The 22,028-nt window shown below is 70.2% G+C and carries 22 protein-coding genes; 11 read left to right on the top strand and 11 right to left on the bottom strand.

Annotated elements, in window-relative coordinates; translation table 11 throughout:
* Positions 1-1,565: ribonuclease R (gene rnr / locus VLI41_RS13675; RefSeq protein WP_325268636.1), on the top strand; the 1,565-nt coding region annotated here is incomplete at its 5' end.
* 9 nt (positions 1,566-1,574) lie between these two features.
* Here the strand turns inward: rnr and VLI41_RS13670 are convergent.
* The gene (locus VLI41_RS13670) at positions 1,575-2,234 is read right to left on the bottom strand and encodes a TMEM175 family protein (protein ID WP_325268635.1); all 660 of its coding nucleotides are present in this window, start codon (positions 2,232-2,234) and stop codon (positions 1,575-1,577) included.
* Positions 2,235-2,332: 98 nt separating this feature from the next.
* Here VLI41_RS13670 and VLI41_RS13665 point away from each other — a divergent pair, with 98 nt between their 5' ends.
* Both VLI41_RS13665 and rpmG read left to right on the top strand, forming a co-directional pair.
* The gene (locus VLI41_RS13665) at positions 2,333-3,043 is read left to right on the top strand and encodes an NUDIX hydrolase (protein ID WP_325268634.1); all 711 of its coding nucleotides are present in this window, start codon (positions 2,333-2,335) and stop codon (positions 3,041-3,043) included.
* Between the two features lie 104 nt (positions 3,044-3,147).
* Entirely contained in the window at positions 3,148-3,315 is a 168-nt protein-coding gene (rpmG, locus tag VLI41_RS13660; RefSeq protein WP_299541601.1) for a 50S ribosomal protein L33, read from the top strand.
* A 162-nt stretch (positions 3,316-3,477) separates the two neighbouring features.
* On the opposite strand, the gene VLI41_RS13655 is transcribed toward rpmG, so the two are convergent.
* Both VLI41_RS13655 and VLI41_RS13650 read right to left on the bottom strand, forming a co-directional pair.
* A complete protein-coding gene (locus VLI41_RS13655) occupies positions 3,478-4,842 on the bottom strand; it encodes a PleD family two-component system response regulator (RefSeq protein ID WP_325268633.1) in 1,365 nt (454 codons plus the stop codon).
* Positions 4,843-4,846: 4 nt separating this feature from the next.
* Positions 4,847-5,212, bottom strand: coding sequence for a response regulator (locus VLI41_RS13650; protein WP_325268632.1), 366 nt, complete (start codon positions 5,210-5,212; stop codon positions 4,847-4,849).
* A 113-nt stretch (positions 5,213-5,325) separates the two neighbouring features.
* Between VLI41_RS13650 and VLI41_RS13645 the strand changes: the two genes are divergently transcribed.
* Positions 5,326-5,985 (top strand): hypothetical protein, encoded by a 660-nt coding sequence (locus VLI41_RS13645; protein WP_325268631.1) that lies wholly within the window; start codon positions 5,326-5,328, stop codon positions 5,983-5,985.
* Here VLI41_RS13645 and VLI41_RS13640 read toward each other — a convergent pair.
* Positions 5,982-7,439: a hypothetical protein gene (locus VLI41_RS13640; RefSeq protein ID WP_325268630.1), complete on the bottom strand. Its 1,458-nt coding sequence runs from the start codon at positions 7,437-7,439 to the stop codon at positions 5,982-5,984. The two genes, VLI41_RS13645 and VLI41_RS13640, sit on opposite strands and share 4 nt — an antisense overlap.
* A 64-nt stretch (positions 7,440-7,503) precedes the next feature.
* Here VLI41_RS13640 and VLI41_RS13635 point away from each other — a divergent pair, with 64 nt between their 5' ends.
* The 4 genes from VLI41_RS13635 to clpA all read left to right on the top strand — a co-directional run bounded on the left by VLI41_RS13635 (position 7,504) and on the right by clpA (position 12,482).
* Positions 7,504-8,397 carry an ROK family protein gene (locus VLI41_RS13635; protein WP_325268629.1) on the top strand — a complete coding sequence of 298 codons (894 nt, stop codon included), beginning with the start codon at positions 7,504-7,506 and terminating at the stop codon, positions 8,395-8,397.
* Positions 8,394-9,668 (top strand): DNA polymerase IV, encoded by a 1,275-nt coding sequence (locus tag VLI41_RS13630; protein WP_325268628.1) that lies wholly within the window; start codon positions 8,394-8,396, stop codon positions 9,666-9,668. The genes VLI41_RS13635 and VLI41_RS13630 overlap by 4 nt, the downstream gene beginning before the upstream one ends.
* Positions 9,669-9,818: 150 nt before the next feature.
* Complete coding sequence (gene clpS, locus VLI41_RS13625; RefSeq protein ID WP_325268627.1) at positions 9,819-10,148, top strand: ATP-dependent Clp protease adapter ClpS; 330 nt, start codon at positions 9,819-9,821, stop codon at positions 10,146-10,148.
* 6 nt (positions 10,149-10,154) lie between these two features.
* Positions 10,155-12,482 carry an ATP-dependent Clp protease ATP-binding subunit ClpA gene (clpA, locus tag VLI41_RS13620; RefSeq protein WP_325268626.1) on the top strand — a complete coding sequence of 776 codons (2,328 nt, stop codon included), beginning with the start codon at positions 10,155-10,157 and terminating at the stop codon, positions 12,480-12,482.
* A gap of 286 nt (positions 12,483-12,768) precedes the next feature.
* Here clpA and VLI41_RS13615 read toward each other — a convergent pair whose 3' ends face one another.
* Positions 12,769-14,067: an abortive infection family protein gene (locus VLI41_RS13615; protein ID WP_325268625.1), complete on the bottom strand. Its 1,299-nt coding sequence runs from the start codon at positions 14,065-14,067 to the stop codon at positions 12,769-12,771.
* A gap of 93 nt (positions 14,068-14,160) precedes the next feature.
* On the opposite strand from VLI41_RS13615, the gene VLI41_RS13610 reads away from it, so the two are divergent.
* Positions 14,161-16,035: a DUF7380 domain-containing protein gene (locus VLI41_RS13610; RefSeq protein ID WP_325268624.1), complete on the top strand. Its 1,875-nt coding sequence runs from the start codon at positions 14,161-14,163 to the stop codon at positions 16,033-16,035.
* A gap of 306 nt (positions 16,036-16,341) precedes the next feature.
* Positions 16,342-16,914: a hypothetical protein gene (locus VLI41_RS13605; RefSeq protein WP_325268623.1), complete on the top strand. Its 573-nt coding sequence runs from the start codon at positions 16,342-16,344 to the stop codon at positions 16,912-16,914.
* On the opposite strand, the gene VLI41_RS13600 is transcribed toward VLI41_RS13605, so the two are convergent.
* Positions 16,883-17,500, bottom strand: coding sequence for a TetR/AcrR family transcriptional regulator (locus tag VLI41_RS13600; protein WP_325268622.1), 618 nt, complete (start codon positions 17,498-17,500; stop codon positions 16,883-16,885). The genes VLI41_RS13605 and VLI41_RS13600 overlap by 32 nt on opposite strands.
* A gap of 104 nt (positions 17,501-17,604) precedes the next feature.
* Between VLI41_RS13600 and VLI41_RS13595 the strand changes: the two genes are divergently transcribed.
* Positions 17,605-18,312: a VC0807 family protein gene (locus tag VLI41_RS13595; protein WP_325268621.1), complete on the top strand. Its 708-nt coding sequence runs from the start codon at positions 17,605-17,607 to the stop codon at positions 18,310-18,312.
* Positions 18,313-18,493: 181 nt separating this feature from the next.
* Here the strand turns inward: VLI41_RS13595 and VLI41_RS13590 are convergent, their stop codons facing one another.
* The 5 genes from VLI41_RS13590 to VLI41_RS13570 all read right to left on the bottom strand — a co-directional run bounded on the left by VLI41_RS13590 (position 18,494) and on the right by VLI41_RS13570 (position 22,026).
* Positions 18,494-18,931, bottom strand: a complete 438-nt coding sequence (locus tag VLI41_RS13590; RefSeq protein WP_325268620.1) for an HIT family protein — start codon at positions 18,929-18,931, stop codon at positions 18,494-18,496.
* Positions 18,932-19,130: 199 nt separating this feature from the next.
* Positions 19,131-20,291, bottom strand: coding sequence for a GNAT family N-acetyltransferase (locus VLI41_RS13585; RefSeq protein ID WP_325268619.1), 1,161 nt, complete (start codon positions 20,289-20,291; stop codon positions 19,131-19,133).
* Positions 20,291-21,037, bottom strand: a complete 747-nt coding sequence (locus VLI41_RS13580) for a glycerophosphodiester phosphodiesterase family protein (protein ID WP_325268618.1) — start codon at positions 21,035-21,037, stop codon at positions 20,291-20,293. The genes VLI41_RS13585 and VLI41_RS13580 overlap by 1 nt, the downstream gene beginning before the upstream one ends.
* The gene (locus tag VLI41_RS13575; RefSeq protein WP_325268617.1) at positions 21,034-21,495 is read right to left on the bottom strand and encodes a RidA family protein; all 462 of its coding nucleotides are present in this window, start codon (positions 21,493-21,495) and stop codon (positions 21,034-21,036) included. Before VLI41_RS13575 ends, VLI41_RS13580 begins: the two co-directional genes overlap by 4 nt.
* A 90-nt stretch (positions 21,496-21,585) precedes the next feature.
* Positions 21,586-22,026 (bottom strand): TIGR01841 family phasin, encoded by a 441-nt coding sequence (locus VLI41_RS13570; RefSeq protein WP_325268616.1) that lies wholly within the window; start codon positions 22,024-22,026, stop codon positions 21,586-21,588.
* Between the last annotated feature and the right edge of the window lie 2 nt (positions 22,027-22,028).

Here is a 22,028-nt window from a genome sequence, read left to right as displayed (position 1 = left end):
GCGAGGACCTCAGGCGGCTCCCGCTGATCACCATCGACCCGGCCGACGCCCGCGACCATGACGACGCGGTCTTGGCCGAGCCCGATCCCGATCCGAAGAACCCCGGCGGCTGGATCGTCTGGGTGGCCATCGCCGACGTGGCGGCCTACGTGCGGCCGGGCTCGGCGCTCGACCGCGAGGCGCGCGAGAAGGGCAATTCGGTCTACTTCCCCGACCGCGTCGAGCCGATGCTTCCCGAGCGGCTCTCCAACGGCCTCTGCTCGCTCAGGGAGGGCGAGGCCCGCGCCTGCCTGGCGGTGCGGATGGTGTTCGGCGCCGACGGGGGGAAGCGCTCGCACCGGTTCCACCGCGGCCTGATGCGCTCGGCCGCCAAGCTCTCCTACGAGCAGGCGCAGGCGGCGATCGACGGCGTCACCGACGACAAGACCCTGCCGATCCTGCAGCCGGTGCTGCAGCCGCTCTGGGCCGCCTATGGGTGCCTGAAGACCGGCCGCGACATCCGCTCTCCGCTCGCCATCGAGAGCCTGGAGCGCAAGATCCACATGGACGAGATGGGCCGCATCGTCTCGATCGTCCCGCGCAGCTCGCTGGAGGCGCACCGGCTGATCGAGGAGTTCATGATCCAGGCCAACGTCTGCGCCGCCGAGACGCTGGAGGCCAGGCGCTCGCCGCTGATCTACCGGGTCCACGACGCGCCCAGCCCCGAGAAGCTGCAGGCGCTGGTCGACTTCCTCGACACCCTCGGCATTCCCTGGACCAAGGGCGAGGCGCCCAGGACCCGCCGCTTCAACCAGCTGCTCGACCAGACGCGCGACACGCCGAACGCCGAGATCGTCAACGAGGTGGTGCTGCGCACCCAGATGCAGGCGATCTATTCGGCCGAGAACATCGGCCACTACGGCCTCAACCTCGACCGCTACGCGCATTTCACCTCGCCGATCCGCCGGTACGCCGACCTGATCGTCCACCGGGCGCTGATCCGGGCGCTGGGCCTCGGCGAGGACGGCCTGACCGACCGCGACGCCGCCATGCTCAAGGACACCGCCGAGACGATCACCTTCGCCGAGCGCCGGGCCATGGCCGCCGAGCGCGACGCCACCGACCGCTATGTCGCGGCCTTCCTGTCGGACCTGGTGGGCGCCGAGTTCGCCGGCAAGATCACCGGGGTGACCCGCTTCGGCCTGTTCGTGCGGCTGGCCGAGACCGGGGCCGACGGGCTCGTGCCGGTCTCCAGCCTGGGCGGCGAGTACTTCGTGCACGACGACCGGGCCCACGCCCTGGTCGGCGAGCGGACGGGCGCACGCTGGCCGCTCGGCATGAGCGTGCGCGTGCGGCTCAGGGAGGCGACGCCGATCACCGGGGGGCTGTTGTTCGAGATGCTGAGCGAGCCCGTGGCGGCCGATCCCAAGGCGCCGCGGCCGCGGCTCGGCGTGGGGGGCCGCGGCGAGGGCGGATCGCGCGCCGGCGCGGGCTTCCGCGGACCCCGGCGAGGCGGCGGCCCTGGCCCGCCCGGCCGGCCGAAGAACATCCGCAACGGCCGCAAGCGCGGCGGCCCGCGCAAATAGGAGCCGCTGTCAGGCGGCTTGAGCGTGCGGCTCGCCGCGCGGCTTCATGGTCCGTTCGATGCCGAAGGCGATCGGCCCGATCAGCACCCAGCAGAACTCCGAGAGCACGAGGTTGTGGGCGAGCAGCACGCCGAGGCCTGCGGCGAAGGCGAGGCCCGGGCTCGCCGCCCGCGCGGCCCGGTAGCGCACCTCCGCGATGCTGGCGCCGCCGACCAGCCGGCCGCCGCCCCGCGAGACCACCAGGACCAGGGCGACGTTGAGCGCGGAAATGATCACCAGCGTGCTGCAGTAGAAGCCCCACGGGAACGGCGCACCGAAGCTTCGCCCGTACCAAGCGGTGGCGAACGGCAGCAGGGTCACCGGGAACAGGAACAGCAGGTTCACGAACGCGGTCGGCCAGTCGAAGTGCAGCAGCCGCCGCGTGCTGTTGAGGTGCGCAAGCCAGAAGATGGCGATCACCGCGAAGCTGAGCGCGAGGGCGAAGAGCCGGCTGCCCATCCCGCCGATCGCGTGGGCGTCGTCGAGCGGACTGGCGAACGGCGGCGGATGCAGGTCCAGCACCATCAGCGTCATGACGATGGCGAACACCGCGTCGGTGAAGAACAGCATCCGATGCAGCATCCGCTCCTCGAGCGTCTCGTGCGTCGTGCCCCCGGGGTCCCTCGGCATGGCTCCCGCTCCCTCGCCCGCGCCATAGCGCCACGCAGCTTCGCGTTCCGCAAGGTCAGGGTTTCCTCCGGCTCGGCGCCGGTCATACAGTTGTTTGCATGAGTGAAGCGCCTGCCGAGCCGCGAAAGCCCGAGGGCCCGCCCCGCATCCCGGGCACGCGGGCCGTGCGTCCCAAGAACGCCGCCACCGTGATGATCATCCGCCGCGACGGGCCCAAGCCCCGCGTGCTGATGGGCCGCCGCCACGGCGGCCACTCCTTCATGCCCGACCGCTGGGTGTTCCCCGGCGGGCGCATCGACCGCGCCGACTACCACGCCCCCTACGTCAGCGACCTCAGGCCGGACGTGGCCGCGGTGTTCGACGCCTACCTGAAGCCCGGCCGCGGCCGGGCCCTGGCGCTGGCGGCGATCCGCGAGACCTGGGAGGAGGCGGGCCTGCTGCTGGCCAGGCCGGGCCCGGCGCGCCCGGCGGCCGGCCCCTGGCGCACCTTCATCGAGCAGGGCGCGCTCGCCGACCTGGCGGCGCTCGACGTGGTGGCGCGCGCCATCACCCCGCCGATGGTCGGCAAGCGCTTCGACACCTGGTTCCTGCTGGCCTACGCCGAGCGGCTGATGAGCCTGGAGCGGCAGCCTGACTGCGGCGAGCTGGAGGAGATCGCCTGGGTGGACTTCGACGAGGCCCAGGCCCTGCCGCTGCCCAGCGTCACCCGCATGATGATCACCGAGAGCGTCGCGCGGATGAAGGACCCGTCCCGGCCCAAGCCCTTCCTGCGCTTCCAGGCCGGCGGCATGCGCCCGGCGCACCTGTGAAGGCCGGCGCGACATTGACTTTGGAGCGCCGCTCCGTATTTTCCGCGCCTCTTTCGAACGCCCGCCGGCCCTGAGGCTCGGCCCCGCACCGCAAGGACCGCCCCATGGCGAAGCCCGCCTCCATCAAGATCCGCCTGAACTCCTCGGCGGACACCGGCTTCTTCTACGTCACCAAGAAGAACGCCCGCACCAAGACCGACAAGCTGGTCCTGAAGAAGTACGACCCCGTCGTGCGCAAGCACGTGGAATTCCGCGAAGGCAAGATCAAGTAAGCTTCGCAAGAGCTTGATTCAGACGCCAACGCCCGGTCGAGAGCCGGGCGTTGTTCTTTCCCTCCCCTTCATGGGGAGGGACAGGCCGCGTAGCGGCCAGGGTGGGGAAATCACGGCTGGGCTCCGGCCCGCAAGCTAGCGGAAGGCGAAAGAGCGCGCGACCTACGCCGCCCGCGCGATGACCCGGTTGCGGCCGGCGGCCTTGGCCTCGTACATCGCCTGGTCGGCGCGGCGGAGCAGCGCCTGCGGCGTGTCCTGCGGCTCGAGGCTCGCGGCGACGCCGATGGAGATGGTCACCGACAGCAGCTCCTGGCCGCCCAGCACGCGGAACGGCGAGCCCGCCACGTGCAGGCGGATGCGCTCGGCGATCCGCCGGGCGTCCTCCAGCAGGGTGTCGGGCATGACCACCACGAACTCCTCGCCGCCGTAGCGCACCGGCAGGTCGATGGCCCGGACGTTGGAGGCCAGCCGGAGCGCGAACTCCCGCAGCACCTCGTCGCCCACCTGGTGTCCGAAGCTGTCGTTGACCTTCTTGAAGTGGTCGATGTCGATGACCAGGCAGGCGACCGGCTCGCCGCCGGCCCCGGCGCGGCGGCTGAGCGCGTCCAGCCGGGTCTGCATGTAGCGGCGGTTGTGCAGCCCGGTGAGCGGGTCGGTGACGGCGAGCTCGAGCGACTGGTCGAGGTTGTCGCGCAGGTAATCGGTGTAGCGCTTGCGGCGGATCTGGGTGCGCACGCGCGCGGCCAGCTCCTGCGGGTCGATGGGGCGCGCGAGGATGTCGTTGGCCCCGATCTCCAGCGCCTTGACCACCCGCGGGCGATCGTCGGAATCGACGATGGCGAGCACCGGGACGGTGCGGGTCGCCTCGTCCGAGCGGAGCTGAGCGGCGAGCCGCAGGCCGTCGAAGCCCTTGGCGGCGGTGTTGACGATCACCAGGTCCACCCCGGCGCGCGCGGTGAGCAGCGCGCTCTCGGCGTCGGTCTCGGCCACCGGGCGGTGCTCGACGGCGAGCTCGGCGCAGACCCGCTGCGCCTGCCGCGGATGGTCGTCGACCACCAGGATGCGGCCCCCCGCCCCGCCCAGGCGGGCGTGGGCGCCCGCTATCACCCCCAGGCGCCGGCCCGAAGCCTCGCGCTCGCGCAGCTCGTCGATCACCGCCTTCAGGCGCGTGAGGCTGCGCACCCGGGCGAACAGCATCATGTCGTCGATCGGCTTGGTGAGGAACTCGTCGGCCCCGGCCTCCAGCCCCGCCACCCGGTCGGCGCGGCCGTCGAGCGCGGTGACCAGCACCACCGGGATGTGCCGCGTCTCGGGGTCGTCCTTGAGGCGGCGGCAGACGGAGAAGCCGTCCATGCCCGGCATCATCACGTCGAGCAGCACGAGGTCGGGCTGCTCGGCGGCGGCCAGCGCCAGGGCGGTGGGCCCGTCGCCTGCGGTCAGGACCTCGTAGTACTCGGCGGCCAGCTTGGCTTCCAGCAGCCGGACGTTGGCTTCGATGTCATCGACGACCAGGATGCGGGCGGACATGGTCTCAGTCCAGGAGCCGGCGAATGGTGTCGAGGAAGTGGGAGACCGAGATGGGCTTGGAGATGTAGCCCTCGCAGCCGCCCTCGCGGATCCGCTCCTCGTCGCCCTTCATGGCGAAGGCGGTCACCGCGACGACGGGAATGTGCGAGAGCTCCTCGTCCTCCTTCAGCCACTTGGTGACCTCGAGCCCGGAGATCTCCGGCAGCTGGATGTCCATCAGGATCAGGTCGGGACGGTGCTCGCGGGCGAGCGCGAGCGCCTGCAGGCCCTCGCGGGTCTGGAGGGTCTCGTAGCCCTGAGCTTCGAGCAGATCATGAAAAAGCTTCATGTTCAGCTCGTTATCCTCGACGATGAGGACCTTCTTGGCCATTCGTGACCCGACGCTGTTCTCGAGGCCGACTCGCGGGTTTCACGGCCGCCCCCACCTTCCAGCATTCAGCGCGCCCATATCCTTAAACTTCGTTAGCCGCACCCGGAGCGCCCTTGGCCGATCCCCCTGCCCTGCCCCCGCCACGCCTTGAAAACCTGGGGCTTTCCCGGGCGCGGCCGCTGGTGATCGTCGACGTCGACGAGGTCCTGGGCCTGTTCCTGAAGGGCTTCGGCGGATTCCTCGCCGAGCGCGGCTACGACTTCCGACTCGACCGCTTCGCGCTGTTCCAGAACATCTATGCGGGCGGCGCGGCCGAACACCTCGACCTGGCGGCCGGGCGCAGGCTGTTCGACGAGTTCTTCGCCGGCCATTGCGCCGAGATCGAGCCCGCGCCCGGCGCGATCGAAGCCCTGAACCGGCTCGCGCGCCGGGCGGAGATCCTGATCCTCTCCAACGCCCCGCCGCAGGCCGAGCGGCTGCGCGGCGCATGGCTGAGGAAGCACGGGATCGGCCACCCGCTGGTCCTGAACTCCGGCCCCAAGGGCCCGATCACCGCCGCCATCGTGGCGCAGACGGCGCAACCCACCGCCTTCGTCGACGACCTCCTGCCGAACCTGGATTCGGTGGCCGAGCACGCGCCCGCGACCGCCACCTTCCAGCACGTCGCCGACGAGCGCTTGCGGCCCCTGGCCCCCAGCGCGCCCGAGCGGCATCCGCGCATCGACGACTGGGGCGAGCTCGCCGCCGCCATCGAGCAGGCGATCGCGCGCTAGCGGGCGGGCGCGGGCGCGTCCTGGCGCACGAACACCACCGCCCAGACGTCGCCATAGAGCTTGCGCCAGCCGGGCTTGGCCTCCATCGCCCGCGCCAGCGGCTCCCGCGGCGACAGCAGCATCCACTGGATGCCGTACTTGCCGATGGTGCGGTCGAGCTCGGGCTCGTCGCCGCGCATCAGGTGGTTGTGCAGGCGCATGAAGTCGTCGCCGTACATGTCGGCGCGGCCGTCGATGAACGGCCTGAGCCCATGGAAGATCAGATAGCCGCCGAAGTCGTAGGTGTTGAGCACCGGCTGGCGCAGGAGCGGGACCGGCACGTGCGCCATGGCCGACTTCGGGGTGACGAAGTCGTCGCCGCGCTGGGCGGGGTCGGCGAAGCGGAACCCGATCATCGCCAGCGCCGCGAGCGCGACGACGGCCAGGGCCGGGGCAAGCCGGATCGGCGCCGGCGGCCGCTGGGCCAGCGCCTTGGCGAGCGGCTCGGCCAGGATCAGCGGCGCGGTGGCGCCCAGCACGATCTGGTAGCGCTGGTGGATCAGCGTCAGGTGCAGCAGCAGAAGCAGCAGCAAGAGCCGGAACATCGGCGCCCTGAGGCCCCGCGCGAGGCCCATGTAGAGCGCCGCCAGCAGCGCGAACTCCAAGGGCTGGGGCGTGGCGAAGCTGAGCGGCTTCCACTCGCCGATGTTGTAGAGCGTCTGCATCGACATGATGCGCAGCGGGTAGATCAGGCCGAACACCCCATGCGGCGTGGCGCAGGCGCCGGCCAGCGTCGCTGCGCCGAACACCGCCCAGTCCCTGACCGTCCGCCATCGATCGAGCGCCGGATCGAACAGCGCCTCCAGCCCGAAGAATCCCGCCAGCAGGAAGCCGTAGATGAAGCTGCCGTGCAGGTTGGCCCACCCCGCCATCACCAGCGCGGCCCACAGCGGCGGCGCCGCGCCCTTTTCGCGCGCCCGGATCATCAGCATGGTCCAGCCGACCAGCGGGGTGAGCGCCAGGAGATGCGGCCGGGCCAGCACCCCTGCGGACATCACCGAGAAGCTGAGGATCAAAAGCACCGCAAGCGCCAGGCCCCTGAGCTTGCGGCCGGCTTCATAGGCCATCAGCCCGGCGGTCGCCGCGGCGGAGGCGGCGAACAGCACCAGGATCCCGTTCCAGCGCCCCGCCGCAAAGGCCAGCGCCATGAGGATCTCGGAGAACCACTCGTGGGTCATCCAGGGCTGGCCGAAATGGGTGTAGGAGAAGATGTCGCGGTGCAGCACCTGGCGGTGGGCGAGCATCCAGCGGCCGGCGGCGATGTGCCAGTAGGTGTCGCCATCGTTGAACACCGCGTGCGAGAACATCACGTCGGCGATGGCGACGGCGCAGGCCACGGCCAGGACGAGCGCCGGCCAATAGGAGGCCAGGCGGGGCTTCGCCCCTGCGTCCTCGGGAATCGCTGCCGCGGTCATCGAGGCAGGCTAAGCTGCGCGGCCGGACGAGGCACAGCGGAACAAATCAGGTAGATTGGATCGCATGATCCGCATCGGGGTCGACTTCGGCGGCACGAAGATCGAGGCCGCGGCGCTGGACGTCCAGGGCCACGTCCAGGCGCGCGTGCGGGCCCCCTCGCCGGGCGACTACGCCGCCGGGCTGGAGGCGGTGAAGGCGCTGGTCGACGAAGCCGAGCGGCAGGCGGGCGCGCGGGCCGGGCGCGTGGGCGTGGGCGGTCCGGGCTCGCCCTCGCCCGCCACCGGGCTGATGCGCGGCGCCAACTCCACCCAGCTCAACGGCCGCCCGTTCCCGGAAGACCTCGCGCGGGTGCTGGGCCGGCCGGTGCGCTACGCCAACGACGCCAACTGCCTGGCGCTTTCGGAGGCCGTGGACGGGGCGGGCGCGCAGGCCAAGGTGGTGTTCGCCGCCATCCTCGGCACCGGCGTGGGGGCCGGCCTGGCCGTGGGCCGCGAGGTCATCGAAGGGCGCAACCGCGTCGCCGGCGAGTGGGGGCACATGCCGCTCCCCTGGCCGCGCGCCGAGGAGCATCCGGGCCCGCTCTGCTGGTGCGGACGGCGCGGCTGCCTGGAGTTGTTCGTCTCCGGCCCGGGGCTGGCGCGCGACCACGGCGGGGCGGCGAGCGGCGAGGCCGTGGTCGCCGCGGCCCGCGCGGGGGAGCCCGCGGCCACGGCGGCGCTGGCGCGCTACGTCGAGCGGCTGGCCCGCGGCCTGGCGGTGGTCTGCGACCTCCTCGATCCGGACGTCATCGTGCTCGGCGGCGGGCTCTCCAACGTCGAGGCGCTCTATGCGGCGCTGCCGCCCGCCATCGCGCCGCACGTGTTCTCCGACGTGTTCGCGACGCCGGTCGTCAAGGCCCTGCACGGGGATTCCTCCGGCGTGCGCGGCGCGGCCTGGCTGTGGCCGATCGCCACATGAAGGCGTTCTGCCGCGACTGCTTCTGGAGCGCCGAGGCGGCGCCGCGCCGCTGCCCGGCCTGCGCCTCGCCGCGCATCGTCGTCCACCCCGAGCTCGACCGGCTGGCCATCGCCCACATGGACTGCGACGCCTTCTACGCCTCGGTCGAGAAGCGCGACCGGCCGGAGCTGCGCGACCGGCCGGTGATCGTCGGCGGCGGCAAGCGCGGGGTGGTCACCACCTGCTGCTACATCGCCCGCATCTCCGGCGTGCGTTCGGCCATGCCGATGTTCAAGGCGCTGCAGGCCTGCCCCGAGGCCGTGGTCGTCAAGCCGGACTTCGCCAAGTACCGCGCCGAGAGCCGCCGCATCCTGGGGCTCGCCGCCGGGCTCACCCCGCTGATCCAGCCGCTGTCGCTGGACGAGGCGTGGCTGGACCTGGCCGGCACCGAGCGGCTGCACGGCGCGCCGCCCGCCCTGACGCTCGCCCGCCTGCAGGCGCGCATCGAGGCCGAGACCGGCCTGACCGTCTCCATCGGCCTGGCGGCCAACAAGTTCCTGGCCAAGATCGCCTCCGACCTCGACAAGCCGCGCGGCTTCTCGGTGATCGGCCAGGCCGAGGCGCAGGCCTTCCTGGCGCCCCGCACGGTCGCGATCCTGCCGGGCGTCGGCCCGGCCATGGCGGCGGCGCTGGAGCAGGCCGGCTACCGCACGGTGGGCGACCTCGCCCGCGCCGATCCGAAGGCGCTGGCCCAGCGCTGGGGCGCCCACGGGCTCAGGCTCGCGGGGCTCGCCGCCGGCCGCGACGCCCGCGCGGTCGATCCCCACGAGGCGCGCAAGACGATCAGCGCCGAGACCACCTTCGAGGCCGACCTCGCGGCGCTGTCCGACCTGGAGGACCAGCTCGCCCCGCTCTGCGAGAAGGTCGCCCGCCACGCCCGCGCCGACGGCCTCGCCGGACGGGTGGTGACCCTGAAGCTGCGCGCCACCGACTTCCGGATCGTGACCCGGCGCCGCACGCTGGCGCTCGCCACCCAGACCGCCAGGACCCTGTTCGCGGTCGGCCGCGAGCTGCTGGCCCGGGAGGCCGACGGGCGGCCGTGGCGGCTGATCGGGGTCGGGCTCGCCGATCTGGTCGGGGCCGAGGCGGCCGGGGCGGACTTCTTCGCCGGCGAGGAGCGCCGCGCGCTGGCCGGCGAGCGCTCGGTCGATGCGCTGCGCGACCGATTCGGCGCCGCGGCCGTCACCTCGGGGCGCAGCCTGCGCCTGAATTCCCGGCGCAAGCCGCGATGAGCCAAGGCGTTTGCGCCAGGCGGTGAAGCAAAACGCGCGGTTTGGCGGTTGTTCCACCGGACCGTGACGATTCGGCCCTTCCATCCCCAAATCTTTTCCATATCTAATCGTCGAGGGCCGAAGTGCCGGCGGCGCCAGGAGATCCGTTCGATGGCCGAACGCAAACAAGGTGATCAGGCCACCGGCGTGCGGACGGCGGTGGTCACCCAGACCAAGCCGAAGACGCAGAAACCCTCGATGTATCGCGTTCTGCTCTTGAACGACGACTACACGCCGATGGAGTTCGTGGTCTATATTCTTGAGCAATTCTTCAATAAGTCGCGCGAAGATGCGACTCGGATCATGCTCCACGTCCATCAGCACGGCGTGGGGGTGTGTGGCGTGTACACCTACGAGGTGGCGGAAACAAAAGTCGCGCAGGTCGTTGATACCGCCAGGCGGCATCAGCACCCGCTGCAGTGCACCATGGAAAAGGATTAGAGGCTCTTGCCTTCATTCTCGCGCCAGCTGGAAGAGTCCCTTCACCGCGCCGTCGCTTACGCCAACCAGCGCAAGCACGAGTACGCGACGCTCGAGCACCTGCTCCTGTCCCTGGTGGACGACGAGGACGCCGCCGCGGTGATGCGCGCCTGCGACGTCGACCTGGCGTCGCTGCGCACCACGCTGACCAACTACGTGGACAACGAGCTGCGCTCCCTGGTGGTGGACGACGGCGAGGACGCCAAGCCGACCGCCGGCTTCCAGCGGGTGATCCAGCGCGCGGTGATCCACGTGCAGTCCTCCGGCCGCGAGGAGGTGAGCGGCGCCAACGTGCTGGTGGCCATCTTCTCCGAGCGCGAGAGCCACGCCGCCTACTTCCTGCAGGAGCAGGACATGACCCGCTACGACGCGGTCAACTACATCGCCCACGGCATCGCCAAGAAGGCCGGCGCCTCGGAAGCCAAGCCCGTCAAGGGCGCCGAGGACGACGAGAAGCCCTCGGTCAAGACCGGCGGCGAGGCGCTGGAGGCCTACTGCATCAACCTCAACGAGAAGGCCAAGCAGGGCAAGGTCGACCCCTTGATCGGCCGCGCCAACGAGGTCGAGCGCTGCATCCAGATCCTCTGCCGGCGGACCAAGAACAACCCGCTCTTGGTCGGCGAGCCCGGGGTCGGCAAGACCGCGATCGCCGAGGGCCTGGCCCGCAAGATCGTCAACAACCAGGTGCCCGACGTGCTCGCCGGGGCGACCATCTTCTCGCTCGACATGGGCGCGCTGCTGGCCGGCACCCGCTACCGCGGCGACTTCGAGGAGCGGGTGAAGCAGGTCGTCAAGGAGCTGGAGAACCACCCCGACGCGATCCTGTTCATCGACGAGATCCACACCGTGATCGGCGCGGGCGCCACCTCGGGCGGGGCCATGGACGCCTCGAACCTCTTAAAGCCGGCGCTGGCCTCGGGCACGCTCCGCTGCATGGGCTCGACCACCTACAAGGAGTTCCGCCAGCACTTCGAGAAGGACCGCGCCCTGGTCCGCCGGTTCCAGAAGATCGACGTCAACGAGCCCACCATCGACGACACGATCAAGATCCTGAAAGGCCTCAAGACCTACTACGAGGAGTTCCACAAGCTCCGCTACACCAATGAGGCGATCAAGGCCGCGGTGGAGCTGTCGGCCCGCTACATCACCGACCGCAAGCTGCCCGACAAGGCGATCGACATCATCGACGAGGCCGGCGCCTCGCAGATGCTGCTGCCCGAGGCCCGGCGCAAGAAGACCATCGGGCTGAAGGAAGTCGAGAGCGTGGTCGCCAAGATCGCGCGCATTCCGCCGAAGTCGGTGTCGAAGTCCGACACCGAGGCGCTGAAGCAGCTGCAGGACGACCTCAAGCGCGCCGTCTACGGCCAGGATGACGCCATCGAGCAGCTCTCGGCGGCCATGAAGATGGCCCGCGCCGGCCTGCGCGACCCCAACAAGCCGATCGGCTGCTACCTGTTCACCGGGCCGACCGGCACCGGCAAGACCGAGACCGCCCGCCAGCTCGCCGCCACGCTCGGCATCGAGCTGCTGCGCTTCGACATGAGCGAGTACATGGAGCGCCACACGGTGAGCCGCCTGATCGGCGCGCCCCCCGGCTACGTGGGCTTCGACCAGGGCGGCCTGCTCACCGACGCGGTCGACCAGCACCCGCACGCGGTCGTCCTCCTCGACGAGATCGAGAAGGCCCACCCGGACGTCTACAACATCCTGCTGCAGGTCATGGACCACGGCCAGCTCACCGATTCCAACGGCAAGAAGATCGACTTCCGCAACGTGGTCCTGATCATGACCACCAACGCCGGCGCCGCCGACGCCCAGCGCAACTCCATCGGCTTCGGCCGCGGCAAGGCCGAGGGCGAGGTGGACGAGGCGCTGAAGCGGCTGTTCACGCCGGAGTTCCGCAACCGCCTGGACGCCATGGTCCACTTCCATGCGCTGACCCCGGAGATCATCCGCCAGGTGGTGCTGAAGTTCGTCATGCAGCTGGAGGCCCAGCTCGCCGACCGCCACGTCACCATCGAGACCTCGGAGGAGGCCACCGACTGGCTGGCCAAGAACGGCTTCGACGAGCTCTACGGCGCCCGCCCGCTGGCCCGGGTGATCCAGGAGCACATCAAGAAGCCGCTGGCCGACGAGATCCTGTTCGGCCGGCTCACCAAGGGCGGCCACGTCTGCGTGGTGCTCAAGGACGGCAAGCTCGACTTCGACATCGAGGGCCGCGAGCGCGAGCCCGGCGCCCCCATCGTCGAGAACCCGGCGGAGGACGCCGCGGAGCCGGCGACGGTCGAGCCCTAACCCGCGCCCCCCGCCCCGCTCGTCCCCTTACCGCTCACCCCCGCGAAGGCGGGGGAGGCGGGGACCCAGGCGGCGCTGGAAAATGCAGAGGCCCGGGGGATGAGCCCGGGCCTTTTCGTTAGGGGCGGCGGCGGGGCGAGTAGTTGCTAAGGGATGGCCGCAAAATGACTCATGCCGGACATCCGGAAGGTCGGCTCTAGGGAAGAGCAGGGGCCCGCTGCACAGCCCCCCGGACGAAGCGCGCGCCGCCACAAGCGCGTGATTCAGCATGGCAATCAACGCGGCCCTAACTAGGTCGCCGGTTCGGCGGTTGCCCCGGGTTGGGCGTCGTCCGTTCCTCGTCGCCAATCGGTCGGCGATGATGCGTGTCGCTGACGAAGTCGATGAACGCGACGGCGGAGGCGACGGCAAGGCGGGCATGCCGAGGTTCGAGGCCCCGGTGTCTCCCGTCGCGCCCGTGTCCAGAGCCGTACATGCCGCGCAGCTCGGCTAGATAATGAGTCAGGCCGGACAGGTTGCGCAGGATCAGGCGAACCGTTTCGGCCCCGCGCGCCTCGTCCGAGATACCTTCGGGCACGAGCCTCAGTTCCTTCGCCAGCGCCTTGGTCAGGTCCGGCAACCCGGCCGAGGCCGCTACGGCCACACCGCGCTTCTGCAAGATCGACTTGCAGCAGCTCTCGACGAGATCCTTGGCTGTTCCGATGGCGAGCGCCGGATCCCGATCAACCGCGTTCTCAAGCCGCTCGATTTCCTTCTGCATCCAGCCGGCGTCGAGCGCATCGGCCACTGTCCGCGCCCTGGAGACGGCTCGACCGCCCGACAGGCCGAGCGGCCGGGCGACGTATCGCGGCCGGCCCGCGATCTTCTCTTCTTCAACGAGATGCCAGCCTTCGGGGCGGAGCTGGTCGTTGAACTGTTGAACGAGCTGAAGCGCCTCGTTTTTATCGGGGCGCACGACCGGATGGACCAGCTCGCAGAGGAAACGGAGGAAGGTATCGGACGGGCCGCCCATCAGGTCGAAGCGGCTGTCGCCATAAATCCAGTCGTCAGACCAATCCATCGGGTTGTTCACCCGGTGCTGCCAGATGTCGCCGGCCGCGTCGCTGAAGCGGCTGTCTGTGGAGGGCAGTCTCTGGAGATCGAATAGGCGCGCGAGGAATTCGACCTCTTCAAGCCGGCCCGACCAGGCGACGTTGTCGAGGCGAAGACCGTCGATGATGTTCCGGCGCGCGACCTGCGATATTTGCCCCTTGGACTCCCGCCAGTCCGGGCGCGGCGTCACGTGCGGAATGATCGAGGCCGAGTACCAGTTGGCGGTGTGCCCGGAGAGGACCGCTTCCAGGCGCTTGTTGATCTGTTGTTCTATCCCGACCTTTCGGTCGCCGAGCTGGCCGTAAGCGGCTGGCTCTATCTCCAGGAAGACCGTCCATACCGACGTGCTGCCGTTCCAGTTGTCGACGCCGGTCTGCTCGACCCTGGACGCAGCGGTTCTCAGCAGCTCCGCCGCTGCATTCATCCCTTCGGTCGACAGCATCTCCGCCGCCGTCGCCAGATAGGGTTCAAAGTCTTCCGCCGGCTCCGCCATCTCTATTCTCTTTCGATGTCGAGAGAAGATAGGCGTGGCCGTGGCCGATAACTACATGTCGAGCTTAACCACGAACCGATTGAGGACCGGGCCATGAGTGAGACGCCGCCGCGGCCCGAGGAGCCGCAGGTTTCCCTGTGGATGAGGGTGATGCTGGCTGATGTCCAAGGCCTCGATTTCGAGCAGGTGATCGCCGGCTCGACGGCGGCCGACAGCCAGGAACTCGGCGACCTTTACCGCGCCGCCTCGGGTGCTGCGGGGGCCGGCGAGGATGGCACGAACGACCCGTCGCGGGTTCGTGTCTGGGACTTCCTCTGGGGCGTCACGGGCATGCACTTCAAGCCTGAGGACACGAACGAGCCATTTGGCCCGATGCTGGTCATGGCGGACGGGCGGCGCTCGGCGGCGTCATCCGATTTTCGGGAGCACGGCGACGTCCTGCAGCTTATGGCGGGCGCCGCAACGAACGTTGTGCTGCGGGCGCGCCTGAACGACGTCGCCTGGCTGCTGGACCGCAAGAAGGCGGCCTGCGGGGCGGAGGCCTTGAAGGCCTATGTCGAGATGGTACGGCGGATCGAGGCCGGCAAGCTGAAGTTCAGCCGCGGCGACGACGACTGGCCGTTCCACCCCGACACTAAGGACTATCTCCTTCGCGCCCTAGGCCTGGCCCGGATGCTCGGCTGGACCAAGCCGGAGGCCGAAGCCGCTCGCGAACAACTCGTGGCTATCCGCAAGCGCGCGGTGGCGGCCAGGGACCCGGTGCCCGTCCATTGGTACTGCGAGATGGACTTGCAGATGCGGGTGTCCGACCCGCTCGAGGTCGCCGCAGAGATCGAAGACGTGCTCGCCAACCTGCCGGCGGACGCCAACCACCATGTGGTCGTGGACCTCTGGTGCGTGGCGTCGCGGGCATATCAGGCGGGCAAGAAGGAAGACGACAAGCATCGCTGTCAGATCGCTAGTGCCGAGGTGATGGTCGCCGAGGCCGAAAAGATCGCGTCGCCCATGCTGGCTTCGCACCTGCTCGGCAACGCAATCGCAGCCTTGCACGGCATTCCGAGCGCGCGACCACGCCGCACTGAGCTGCGGCACAAGTTGGTGGAGGTGCAGGCCAACGTCGGCGAGGAGATGGGTAGTTTCTCGCAGGAGATCGACCTGACCGAGTTGGTCGAGTCGATCCAGAACAAGCTCAAGCCGCTCAGCGTCTACGACAGCCTGTTCTTTTTCGCCGTGCTGGATCAGAGCCCCGACCCAGAGAAGCTGAGGGCCGAAGCCATCGAGCAAATCCGCAAGCACCCGTTGTCGTCGCTGTTCGGTGCGGCGCACCTCGACGACGAGGGCAAGGTCATCCATCGGACCGGCGGTGCCGGCGGCTTCGGCGATCCGGACGATTCGGTAATCGCCCAGCAGATCGCGCAATCCGAGGGCATCCGGCGGCACGTCAGCGTCTCTGGTCAGATAGAGCCGGCCCGGCGCACGATGACCTCCGGCCATTACCTGTCGGACGACGTGTTCTATGCCCTCACGAGCCAGAGCCCATTCGTGCCGCAAGACCTCGCCCATACGTTCGCGCGGGGGTTCAACCGCTTTTTCCAGGGCGATTTCACCAGCGCGCTGTACATCCTGACGCCGCTGCTGGAGAACTCGCTGCGCCATGTCCTTAAGTCGCACGGCCAGGACGTGACGACGTTCGACAACGCCGGGCAGACCCAAGAAGACCGGACCATCACCGCCTTGTTCAACGGCGTGAGGTCGGAGCTGGACGCGGTGTTCGGCCGCGACATCACCGAGGACATCTCTCATGTGTTCCTCGGGCGGCCAGGACCGGCGATTCGGCACGGCGTCGCACACGGGCTGCTCCACGATGGCAGTCCCTATGGCGTGGACGCCATCTACGCCTGCTGGCTGATCTTCCGGCTCTGCCTCATTCCATTGTTCCCATATCGGGAGGAGCTGGGGCTGGCCTGATCGCGGCACGAAGCTGGACCTGGCTTCGGAAGACCTTCTTCCGGGGATGACGTGGACCAACACGGCTTCCTGCGAATGGGTCTGGGTGTGGTGAGGCCCTAGCACAGGGAGAGCCCAACGAAGGTCTGACGGGTCATAATCCGGGCGAAGCGAATGTCGCTTTTCGGGCGAGACCTCAATGTCAGCTCCTGGCGCAGAGCTGACCATAAGCAGCCATCGTCCAAGGGGCTTGCGCGCCACGCCTGGATGTTCTATCTTTGTTCTCATATGCCGCCCGCGCCCGCCACGTCCGAGATGCTCGCCGAGATGAGTGCGTGCGCCTATCGGCTGGGGATGGCGTTCGGGCGCGAGGCGGAGCGGGCGGAGGCGCCTGAGCGGCGGCTGGAGATGTTCCAGCTGTTCGACCGCTGCTTCTTCGCGCTTCGGGTCGCGACCGCCCTGCAGCTGCGCCTGCGGCGCGACGGCGGGATGGCCCCGGCGCGCGCGCCGGCGAGCGACGCCGAGCGCCTGGAGACCGAGCGCGCCGAGCCGGATGGGCCGGAGCGCGAGCGCTTCGAGGCGGAGCGGGACCGCGACCGCGAGACCGAACGCGCCAGCCTGCCCGTGCTCCTGACCACGCTGAGGGGCGTGGCGGCCGACGCCGCCGCCCTGCCCGGCCCCAGGCCCGCCGAGCTCCCCGCCCTGCAGGACCTCCTCGCCCGGGTGGCCGCGGCGCCGGCGCCCGCGAGGCCGCAGCCCCGCGCGCCGGCCCTGCGCGACCGCCTGGCCGGCGGCTCCGCCGCGCTCGCCATGGCGGCCGCGCCGCGGCGCGGGGACGGCGCGCCCGATCCCGCCGCCGTTGCGCCGCTCAGAGGCTCGGCGCTGGCGAAAGGGCCCTGAGGAACATCCGCGTCACGCGCTGGGCGTGGTCGACGATCATCGCGTCGGTGACCTCCTCGACCATCCCGGTGCCCAGGCGCAGCGTCCATTCGCCTTCGGCCATGGCCACGAACAGCGAGGCGAGCTCCAGGGGATCGTCGTCGAAGGCGATGTAGCCGTGGTCGCGGCAGTAGTTCAGGTATTCCACGAATCCCTGCCGCCGATCGGCGATCGTCTTGCCGATGCGCCGCAGCGTGGGCTCGCCGGCCTCCGGCAGGCCCTGGGTCAGCGGCTGGACCGCAAGCGCCAGGCGCAGGAGGTCTTCGGCCATCACCGGCAGCACGTTGGCGGGCGAGGGATCGCGCTGGCCGGCGGCGACGATGCGTGTCCCGAACCCCGCCAGCCGCTGCTCGACGAGGATGTTGAAGAGCGCGCCCTTGCTCTCGAACCAGGCGTAGAGCGTCTCCTTCGAGGCGCGGGCCCGCCGGGCGATGCCTTCCATGCTGGCGCCCGCGTAGCCCTTCTGGGCGAACTCGGCATAGGCGGCCTCGAGGATCTCCTCGCGCCGCTGTTGCTTCGCGGCGTCCGTGGCCGACGCTGCTTCCATCCCGCGGGTCTCTCCACCTGCTCGTCGCGCTTGCATAGCGCATCGCAACCCGATATCAAGCCGTACCGAACGGTACGGTACGGCGGAAAATGACGAGAACAGCGATGACCACTCCCCTTGGCTTCCGCGCGCGCGACGAGGCTCGAACCGGGACCGCGGCCCGCATCGGGACCGCGTTGCGGGCGCACGCCGGCCGGGCGGCCCTGGTGGGCGCGGTCAACTTTGCGCTCCCGTTCGTGATCTACAGCCTGCTGCACCAAGCCTATGGCGAGGCGCCGGCGCTGATCGCGGCGGGGATTCCGCCCCTGGCGTTCTCGCTGATCGAGTTCCTCCGCGCGCGCCGCATCGACGCGACCTCGCTTCTGGTGCTCACGGGCCTCCTCCTGTCGCTGATCGCCTTTGCGGGCGGCGGCGGCGTGAAGTGGCTGCAGTTGCGCGAGAACCTGGTCAGCGCGGTCGTGGGCCTGATCTTCCTGGGCTCGGTGGCGATCGGCCGGCCGCTGCTCTGGCAGCTGGCGCGAGCCCGCGCCCAGCGCGGCGCCCCGGAGAAGCTGGCCATGCTGGAGGCCCTGCGCACCGACGCCGGCTTCCGGCGCGCGATGACGCTGGCCACCCTGGTCTGGGCCGGCGGCCTGATCGCCGCCGCGGCCGTCAACTGCTCCCTGGTCTTCCTGCTCTCGATCCGCACCTTCCTGCTGGTCAGCGGCCCGATCGGCTACGGCGCCATCGCCGCGATGACCGCGTGGACCTTCTGGTACGTCCCGCGCGCCAGGCGCCTCGCCGAGCGCACGGCGAGCACGACCACGGCATGAGCGAAACCCTTTTGACGAGCGGCAGCTTGCCGACACCCGCCGCGTCGCTGATTTTTTCACCCGCTCATCCCCGCGAAGGCGAGGACCCAAGCTGAACATGAAGGAAGCTCTCAGAGCCGCCGCCCCCGGCGCGTCGGCCGCGGTTCCGCTTGGATTCCCGCCTTCGCGGGAATGAGCGGAGCTAGCTGATCTTCTCGGCGATCTGGTGGGCCAGCGCCTTCAGCTCCTCCATGTCCGCCATCCCGCCGCCGGCGTGGCGGCCCAGCGGCACGCCCTCCCAGCGCGGGATGATGTGGAAGTGCAGGTGGAAGATCGTCTGGCCGGCGGTCGCGCCGTTGAACTGGGTCACCACGACGCCGTCCGGGTTCAGCGCCGCGCGCACCGCCCGCGTCACCCGCTGCACGCCGAGGATCAGCGTCGCCAGCACCTCCGGCTCCTCGTCCATGAGGTTGCGGGCCCGCGAGTGCTTGGGGATCACCAGGGTGTGGCCCCTGGCCTGCGGGAAGACGTCCATGAAGGCCAGCACGTGGCTGTCCTCGTAGACCCGCGCCGCGGCCGCCTCGCCGCGCAGGATCTTGGCGAAGATGTTGCCCTCGTCGTAGGCGCCTTCCAGGCTCATGGCGTGCTCCTCGCGTCCTCCGCCGTCCTAGCAAATCGCTCGCCCGGGCGGAACGATCGCCAGTTGCTCCCCCACAGGGGGAGCTGTCGCAAAGCGACTGAGGGGGTTTCCGCTCAGACAGCGCCGCTGCGATTCAGCGGATGAAACCCCCTCCGGCCCTCTGGGCCACCTCCCCCTGAGGGGGAGGAACGGAGGCCGCCTACGCCTCCTTGCGGAACGGCGAATACTCCTCGGCGAGCCACTCGATGTCGGCTTCGACGCCGGCCCGCTCGCGGCGCAGGAAGTCCTCGACCGGGCCGCGCAGGGCGGGGTCGGCGATGTAGTGGGCCGAATAGACCGGCTTCGGCAGATAGCCGCGGGCGATCTTGTGCTGGCCCTGGGCGCCCGCCTCGACGCGCGGCAGGCCATGCGCGATCGCCCAGTCGATCGCCTGGTAGTAGCAGAGCTCGAAGTGCAGGAAGGCGATGTCCTCGACGCAGCCCCAGTGGCGCCCGTATAGCGCCTCGTCGCCGATCAGGTTGAGCGCGCCGGCGACCCAGCGGCCGCCGCGCCGCGCCATGATCAGCAGCACCCGCTCGGCCAGCCGCTCGCCGAGCAGCGAGAAGAAGCGCCGGGTCAGGTAGGGCCGGCCCCACTTGCGCGCGCCGGTGTCCATGTAGAAGCCGAAGAAGGCGTCCCAGTGCTCCTCCGTGATATCCGCCCCGGTGAGCGCCGCGATCTCCACCTGCGCCTGCGCGTCGCGGCGCTCGCGGCGGATGGTCTTGCGCCGGCCCGAGGAGAGCGCGCCCAGGAAGTCCTCGAAGCCGGCGTAGCCGGCGTTCTCCCAGTGGTACTGCTGGCCCTCGCGGCGCCCCAGGCCCTGCTCGCCCATCCAGCGCCACTCGGCCTTCGTCGGGAAGTTCACGCTGAACGACGAGGTCCCGTACTGCTCGCACAGCGCCAGCGCGCCGCCGACCAGGTGCGCCCAGGCCGCCTGCGGCTCCACGTCGGGCCGCGCCAGGAGCCGCGCGCCGGTGACCGGGGTGAACGGCACCGCGGCGAGCAGCTTGGGATAGTATCGGCCGCCGGCCCGCTCGTAGGCGTCGGCCCAGGCGTGGTCGAAGATGTACTCGCCCTGGCTGTGGGACTTCAGGTAGAGCGGCATGACCGCGGCGATGCGGCCCGCCTCGTCCTCGACCGCCAGGTGCTGCGGCCCCCAGCCGGTGCGCTCGACCGCGCAGCCCGCCTCCTCCAGGGCGTGCAGGAAGTCGAAGCTCAGGAACGGATCGCCCGCGTAGGCCGGGTTCGTGGCGCAGGCGTCCCACGCCTCGCGCCCGATCTCGGCGATGCGGCGGCTGACCCTGACCGCCGGCTTCAGCATCACGCCTGGAAGCCCTCGAAGATGAGGTTGTCGCAGTGCGCCTTGATGGCCTCCCATTGCGACGGCTCTTTGACCGTCCAGGCGACCACCGGCAGGCCCTGCGCGCGATGCCGCGCGGCCGCCTCGCCCGGCAGCATGTCCAGGCCCAGCGCCAGGAAGTGCGGCTTGGCGATGGCCACGTGCTCCAGCCTCGCCATGGCGCGCCGCTGGGCCGCGTCCATGTTCCGGGCGTCGGCGTAGGAATAGCTGTCGAGGCCGCGCAGCACGTTCGGGTAGCGCTCGGCGAACCAGGCGTGGGAATAGGCGTTGAAGCCGATCACGCAGACCGGACCGGCGTGGTCGATGATGATCTCGTGCACCCGCTGCTCGAGGGGCCCCACCGCGCCGTAGGGCGTCTTCAGCTCGATGTGCACCATGGCGCGGCGGCCGACCACCGCCAGCGTCTCGGCCAGCGTCGGGATGCGCTCGTCGGACCCCGCCAGGCGCAGCTCGGCGAGCTCGTCGGCGGTGCGGTCGCCGAGCCGGCCCTCGGCGCCGGTCATCCGCTTGAGCCCGCCGTCGTGGAACACCATCGCCTCGCCGTCCGCCGAGAGCTGGACGTCGAGCTCGATGCCGTAGCCCGCGGCGCAGGCGGCCCGGAACGCGGCCAGGGAATTCTCCGGCGGGCCGTCCGGCGACCACAGGCCGCGGTGCGCGATCGGCGGCGCGAACAGCAGCTCCCACGCCTCGCCGAACTGTGCCTTCACGAGAGCGCCGCCACCGCGTCCACCTCGACGGCGAAATTGAACGGCAGCCGATAGACCCCGACCGCCGAGCGCGCGTGGCGGCCCGCCTCGCCGAACACCTCGACCATCAGGTCGGAGGCGCCGTTGACGACCTGCGGGATGTCGAAGAAGCCGGGCCCGGCCTGCACGAACCCGCCCAGCTTCACGATGCGCCGGACCCGGTCGAGGTCGCCGTCGCAGGCGGCCTTCATCTGGGCGATCAGCGACAGGCCGCAGAGCCGCGCCGCCTTGCGGGCCGCCTCCAGGTCGACGTCCTCGCCGACCACGCCCTTGATCCCGCCGGACGCGTCCAGCGACACCTGCCCGGAGATGTGCACGAACTCGCCCTGCCGCACGAAGGGCGCGTAGTTGGCGACCGGGGCGTTGGGCCGTGGCAGCTCGATGCCCAGCTCGGCCAGGCGCGCGTCGATCTTGGACATGGCCGAAGCTCTAGAGCGGCCCCGGCCATAAGAAAAGGCCCGGACCTTGCGACCCGGGCCTGACGACCGCCGGCGGCTGGGAGGCTGCGCTCAGCGGGTGGCCTGCAGCGCGCCCACGACCTCGGTGACGCGCTGGTTGATCGGTTTGAAGCTCGCCTTCGCGGAGGCCGCGAGGGTCTCGGAAAACCGGCCGAGCTCGCCCACGTAGCTCTCGAAGGCGCTCTTGGCGAAGGCGCTCTGCAGCTCGAAGAACTCCTGCGGGGTCTTGGCTGCGGCGATCGCCTTGGCGGCGTTCACCTGGGTCTCGAAAGCCGTCTTGGAGTAGGCGACGGCCTGCGCGCCCAGGGTCTCGGCCCCGCGCGCCGCGGCGGAGACGGAGGCGGCCACGGCCTCCAGGTTCTTCTTGGATTGGGTGTTCGCCTCGGCCATCGCCGAAAGCGTCTTCTCGACGCCGTCCTTGAAGGCGGCGGAGGTGAATTGGTCGACGGCGGGCTTCTCGGCCCCGGCGTTCGCGGTTTCGGAGGCGTCCATGG

This window comes from Phenylobacterium sp. (assembly GCF_035475775.1).
Classification (GTDB): domain Bacteria; phylum Pseudomonadota; class Alphaproteobacteria; order Caulobacterales; family Caulobacteraceae; genus Phenylobacterium.
Note: the sequence above shows the minus strand (reverse complement) of the source record. Positions and strands in the feature narration are given on the sequence as shown.

Coding starts and splice junctions, on each gene's coding strand:
- VLI41_RS13670 (WP_325268635.1), bottom strand. CDS start 2,234: ATGCCGAGGGACCCCGGGGGCACGACGCACGAGACGCTCGAGGAGCGG.
- VLI41_RS13665 (WP_325268634.1), top strand. CDS start 2,333: ATGAGTGAAGCGCCTGCCGAGCCGCGAAAGCCCGAGGGCCCGCCCCGC.
- rpmG (WP_299541601.1), top strand. CDS start 3,148: ATGGCGAAGCCCGCCTCCATCAAGATCCGCCTGAACTCCTCGGCGGAC.
- VLI41_RS13655 (WP_325268633.1), bottom strand. CDS start 4,842: ATGTCCGCCCGCATCCTGGTCGTCGATGACATCGAAGCCAACGTCCGG.
- VLI41_RS13650 (WP_325268632.1), bottom strand. CDS start 5,212: ATGGCCAAGAAGGTCCTCATCGTCGAGGATAACGAGCTGAACATGAAG.
- VLI41_RS13640 (WP_325268630.1), bottom strand. CDS start 7,439: ATGACCGCGGCAGCGATTCCCGAGGACGCAGGGGCGAAGCCCCGCCTG.
- VLI41_RS13635 (WP_325268629.1), top strand. CDS start 7,504: ATGATCCGCATCGGGGTCGACTTCGGCGGCACGAAGATCGAGGCCGCG.
- VLI41_RS13630 (WP_325268628.1), top strand. CDS start 8,394: ATGAAGGCGTTCTGCCGCGACTGCTTCTGGAGCGCCGAGGCGGCGCCG.
- clpS (WP_325268627.1), top strand. CDS start 9,819: ATGGCCGAACGCAAACAAGGTGATCAGGCCACCGGCGTGCGGACGGCG.
- VLI41_RS13615 (WP_325268625.1), bottom strand. CDS start 14,067: ATGGCGGAGCCGGCGGAAGACTTTGAACCCTATCTGGCGACGGCGGCG.
- VLI41_RS13610 (WP_325268624.1), top strand. CDS start 14,161: ATGAGTGAGACGCCGCCGCGGCCCGAGGAGCCGCAGGTTTCCCTGTGG.
- VLI41_RS13605 (WP_325268623.1), top strand. CDS start 16,342: ATGAGTGCGTGCGCCTATCGGCTGGGGATGGCGTTCGGGCGCGAGGCG.
- VLI41_RS13600 (WP_325268622.1), bottom strand. CDS start 17,500: ATGGAAGCAGCGTCGGCCACGGACGCCGCGAAGCAACAGCGGCGCGAG.
- VLI41_RS13595 (WP_325268621.1), top strand. CDS start 17,605: ATGACCACTCCCCTTGGCTTCCGCGCGCGCGACGAGGCTCGAACCGGG.
- VLI41_RS13590 (WP_325268620.1), bottom strand. CDS start 18,931: ATGAGCCTGGAAGGCGCCTACGACGAGGGCAACATCTTCGCCAAGATC.
- VLI41_RS13585 (WP_325268619.1), bottom strand. CDS start 20,291: ATGCTGAAGCCGGCGGTCAGGGTCAGCCGCCGCATCGCCGAGATCGGG.
- VLI41_RS13575 (WP_325268617.1), bottom strand. CDS start 21,495: ATGTCCAAGATCGACGCGCGCCTGGCCGAGCTGGGCATCGAGCTGCCA.
- VLI41_RS13570 (WP_325268616.1), bottom strand. CDS start 22,026: ATGGACGCCTCCGAAACCGCGAACGCCGGGGCCGAGAAGCCCGCCGTC.